Origin of the sequence: Nosocomiicoccus sp. HMSC09A07 (assembly GCF_001808485.1) — a bacterium.
Classification (GTDB): Bacteria; Bacillota; Bacilli; order Staphylococcales; family Salinicoccaceae; genus Nosocomiicoccus; species Nosocomiicoccus ampullae_A.
Genome location: NZ_KV793625.1, coordinates 1 through 1,334, shown reverse-complemented (window position 1 = coordinate 1,334; position 1,334 = coordinate 1). Strand labels below are relative to the sequence as shown.

1 protein-coding gene is annotated in these 1,334 nt (G+C 35.3%); it reads left to right on the top strand.

The window, feature by feature from the left end; all coding sequences use genetic code 11:
• The first annotated feature begins 105 nt into the window (after nucleotides 1-105).
• Nucleotides 106-1,275, top strand: coding sequence for an IS256 family transposase (locus tag HMPREF3177_RS00450; RefSeq protein WP_070456256.1), 1,170 nt, complete (start codon nucleotides 106-108; stop codon nucleotides 1,273-1,275).
• The last annotated feature ends 59 nt before the right edge of the window (nucleotides 1,276-1,334 follow it).

Genomic DNA, 1,334 nt, shown 5'->3' with positions numbered 1-1,334 from the left:
AGTAGCGTCTATATAATTGTGTAAAATTAAATAAATAAAAAAGAGTCAGGTATTCTCTGTTACAATTTAGTTGCGAAACAAAATTTTAACAAGGAGAGAATACCAATGACTCAATTCAATATTACAATAGATTTAGAGGAACTTCTAGAGGACATCTCTATGAGTAATTTAAATGAAGTATCAAAGCAAATGCTCGCAATTATTTTAAACAATGTTATGGAAGAAGAGCGTAATCAGTTCATGGGTGTCGATGAGTATAAGCGCAGCAACTTAAGAAATGATTATAGAAATGGGTACTATAACCGTGAGTATATGACATCCATTGGGAAAATCGAATTAAAAGTACCACGTACCCGTTCTGGAGAGTTTTCGACACGTATATTTGAAAAATGGCAAAGACAAGATCAATCACTACTACTCGCACTAACAGAAATGGTAGTGAATGGTGTCTCAACACGCAAAGTCACAAATATCGTTGAGCAAATTGTTGGTGAATCAGTGTCCAAGTCTTTTATATCGAATACGATGAAACGTCTGGACCCTGAAATCGAGGCTTTTTCAAAGCGCTCATTAACTCAAAAAGAATATCCATTTGTCTCTGTAGATGCGATGTACATTAAAGTACGTGAAAATCATCAAGTAGTATCAAAAGCTGTATATATCGCGCTTGGTACTACATCAGAAGGGTTTCGTGAAGTACTTGGCTTTCAGGTCGCTAATGAAGAATCTGAAATGGACTGGAGAGAGTTTCTACGTATGCTTAAAACTCGCGGTTTAACACAACCAGAGTTAATTACTTCAGACTCTCATATTGGTCTAAAGAAAGCAATTCGTAAAGAATTTCCAGGAACTCCTTGGCAAAGATGTACCGTTCACTTTTTAAGAAACATTATTCAAACGATGCCTAAAAAGAATACTTCAGAAGAGCGATTTTTACTCCGACAAATATTCCATACATCCACTCCACAACATGCGAGAGAAGCAAAAGATCGCTTTATTCAGTATGTAGCAGACAATCCAAGATATAATAAATCTATAGAAATACTAGAAGAAGGTTTTGAGGATTCAATTCAGTATTCAATATTTCCAGCAAGTAGGCAGAGGTATATCAAAAGTACAAACACACTCGAACGACTTAACGAAGAAGTTCGTCGCCGTGAGCGTGTTGTACGTATATTTCCTAATATTGATTCTGCGTTTAGATTAATTGGAGCAGTTTTACTTGATCATCATGAAGCTTACCAAAAAAGTACTAGACATTTATCGGGCTTCTAAGTTGTAACTAAGTTTGTAACAGAGACTATATAATTTTACACAATATTATGGACTTGACC

Coding starts and splice junctions, on each gene's coding strand:
- HMPREF3177_RS00450 (WP_070456256.1), top strand. CDS start 106: ATGACTCAATTCAATATTACAATAGATTTAGAGGAACTTCTAGAGGAC.